Source organism: Enterobacillus tribolii (genome assembly GCF_003363015.1).
In the GTDB taxonomy this organism is placed as follows: domain Bacteria; phylum Pseudomonadota; class Gammaproteobacteria; order Enterobacterales; family Enterobacteriaceae; genus Enterobacillus; species Enterobacillus tribolii.
Map to the genome: position 1 here is coordinate 1 of NZ_QRAP01000032.1, position 3243 is coordinate 3243.

1 protein-coding gene is annotated in these 3243 nt (G+C 71.2%); it reads left to right on the forward strand.

Features of this window, described 5'->3' with window-relative positions; genetic code table 11:
- A partial coding sequence (locus C8D90_RS21875) for an SDR family NAD(P)-dependent oxidoreductase (protein WP_115460558.1) occupies positions 1–3243 on the forward strand: 3243 nt, incomplete at both ends.

The window sequence follows — 3243 nt, forward strand, 5'->3', positions numbered from 1 at the left end:
GCACCTGCGCTGCCAGACGCTGCTCCTTGACCGCGACGCGCTCAGCGACGCCGACGCCCTGGCGGCATTGCTGGATGCGGAAGCCGCAGCGGCAGAGCCGCTGGTGCGCTACCGGGCAGGGCGGCGCGAAGTGCGCCGCTGGGCAGAGCTGCCCGCCGCCGACCCCGTTACCCCGTGGCGTGACGGCGGCGTGTACTGGATAACCGGCGGCCTGGGCGGGCTGGGCCGGGTGATGGCGCAGCACATTGCGCAGCAGGTCAGCGACCCGCTGCTGATACTGAGCGGCCGCAACGTGACGGCGGCGGCGCATCAGGCCTTCGCCGGGGAACTGCGGGCAGCCGGGGCGCGGGTTGAACTGCATGCCCTGGACATCAGCGACGCCCCGGCGGTGAACGCCCTGGCGCAGGATATCGCCGCCCGCCACGGGCGGCTCAACGGCGTGCTGCACTGCGCCGGCGTACTGGAAGACCACCTGCTGGCGACCATGACGCCGGCGGCGCTGCAGCGGGTGATGGCGCCGAAGGTGGCGGGGGTTCAGGCGCTGGACGCGGCGACGCAGGCGCTGGCGCCGGAGTGGATGATACTGTGCTCCTCGCTGGCCGGGGTGTGGGGCAACCAGGGGCAGAGCGGCTATGCGGCGGCCAACGCCTTCCTTGACGGGTTCGCCCGTGAGCGCCAGGCGCGGATGCCGGGGCGCACGCTGTCGGTCAGTTGGCCGCAGTGGCAGGATACGGGAATGCGGATGACGGCGGCGACGCAGGCGGCGCTGCGCGACAGCGGGCTGCGCCTGTTGCCGGCGGAAGCGGGGGTGACGGCGCTGACGCGACTGCTGGGGCAGACGACGGCGCACGCGGCGGTGCTGTACGGCGAACGTGAACGTCTGGTGGCGCAACTGGCGCACGCGGGCGGGCCGTCGGCCCGGCGGCCGGCGCGGCTGCCGCCCGGCGGGGGCGCCCAAACGGCGCTGAAGGGGCTGGACGTGGCGGAGGCGGTGGTGTGGGACCTGACCGACCAGGCGCACCGTCTGCTGAAGCTGCCGCGTCATGAGATAGCGCCAACGCGCCTGCTGACGGAGTACGGTTTTGATTCTATCTCGCTGACGGAGTATGCGCGGGGCCTGAGCGCGCACTTCGGCGTGGTGCTGACGCCGTCGCTGTTCTTCAGCTATCCGACGCTGGGGCAGTTCGCGGATTACCTGCAGGCGACGTTCGGGGATGACCTGGCGGCGTTCTACCAGGCGCCGTCCTCCTCGACGTCCTCCTCTTCTTCATCTTCACCAGCCGCATCAGCGCCGCAAGGGCTGGCGCAACGTCCTGCGGCGGCAGCCCCGGCGGAGGGCGACGAACCGATAGCGGTCATCGGCCTGAGCGGTCGCTTCCCGGGGGCGCGTACCACGGGTGAGCTGTGGGACATCCTGGCGTCAGGACGCAGCGTTATCGGGCCTTACCCGGCAGAGCGGCTGGAGGGGGATGACGGGGTGACGCGCTGGCTGGGGGCGGTGCCGGGCGCGGATGAGTTCGACCCGCTGTTCTTTGAGATGTCGCCGCGCGAGGCGGAACTGACGGACCCGCGCCAGCGCCTGCTGTTGCAGGAGTCCTGGCGTGCGCTGGAGGATGCGGGCTACGGCAGCGGGCATCTGGCGCAAAACCGGGTGGGGATGTTCGTGGGGGTAGAGCAGGGCGACTACCTGCGCCGGGTGGGCGGCCGCGGGGGCGTGACGGGGAACCATGACGGTATCCTGGCGGCGCGCCTGGCGTACGTGCTGGACCTGCACGGCCCGGTGATGGCGATAAACACGGCGTGCTCGTCGGGCCTGGTGGCGCTGCATCAGGCGTGCCGGAGCCTGCAGGCGGATGAGTGCGACACGGCGCTGGCGGCGGGGGTGAACCTGATGCTGACGCCGGCGGTGCTGGATGCGATGAGTGAGACGGGGATGCTGTCGCCGGAGGGGGTGTGCTACGCCTTTGACCGCCGGGCGAACGGGATGGTGGCGGGCGAGGCGTGTGTGGCGCTGGTGCTGAAGCGGCTGTCGCGCGCGGTGGCGGACGGCGACCCGATACAGGCGGTTATCGCGGGGAGCGGCATCAACTATGACGGACGGACGCAGGGGATAACGGCGCCGGGCGGCGCGGCGCAGACGGCGCTGCTGCGGGAGGTTTACCGTCGTGCGGGGATAGCGCCGGAGAGCGTGGAGTACGTGGTGGCGCACGGCACGGGTACGGCGCTGGGCGACCCGGTGGAGATTAACGCGCTGAACGCGGCGTTCGCGGGCGTGGCGGCGCAGAGCTGTGCGCTGACGTCGTGCAAGCCGAACGTGGGGCATGCGCTGGCGGCGTCGGGGCTGGTGAGCCTGGCGTGTCTGATAGCGTCGCTGCGCCATGAGACAATCCCGGCGAGCCTGAACAGCGGGGAGGAGAGCGGGTATATTGACTGGTCGTCGAGTCCGTTCTACGTCAACCGTTCGGCGCGGCCGTGGCCGGTGAGGGCGGGTGCGGCGCGGACGGGTGCGGTGAGCGCGTTCGGCGTGAGCGGTACGAATGCGCACGTGGTGGTGCGCGGCGCGGAGAGCGCGGGTGCGCGGGCGGCGCCGGCCGGCCGGTCGAGTCACCTGCTTGTGGTGTCGGCGAAGACGGCGGACGCGCTGACGGCGCGGCTGTCGCAGCTGTCGGCGGCGCTGTCGGAGGGGGAGTGGGACGCGGGCAGGCTGAGCGCGCTGAGCCACACGCTGCTTAACGGGCGTCAGCATTTTGCTTACCGGTGCGCGTGGGTGGCGGACGATGCGGAGGAGGCGCGCTATGTGCTGTCGGAGGCGTTGTCTGGCGGTGAGCGCAGCAACCTGTTGCGGGGGCATGTTGAACGGACGTTCAGGGCGCAGAAGGGGCTGCAGGCTTACGGCGAGGGTCTGATAGCGTCGCTGGCGCAGACGCGGGAGCGTGCGGGGCTGCGAGAGGGGCTGCTGTCGCTGGCGGAGATGTACTGCCAGGGTTATGCGCTGGGCTGGTCAGGGCTGTTTGGCGCAGAGGCGCCGGTGCGGCTGAGCCTGGCGGGTTACCCGTTCGCGCGGGAGCGTTACTGGATAGGCGCGGAGGTGGCGCAGGGCAGGGAGGCGGCGCTGCACCCGCTGATAGGGCGCAATACGTCGGATATCCGTGAACTGCGTTACAGCACGCGGCTGACGGGAGGCGAGCGTTTTGTGCGTGAGCATGTGGTGCAGGGTCGCGGCGTGGTGCCGGCGGTGGTGCA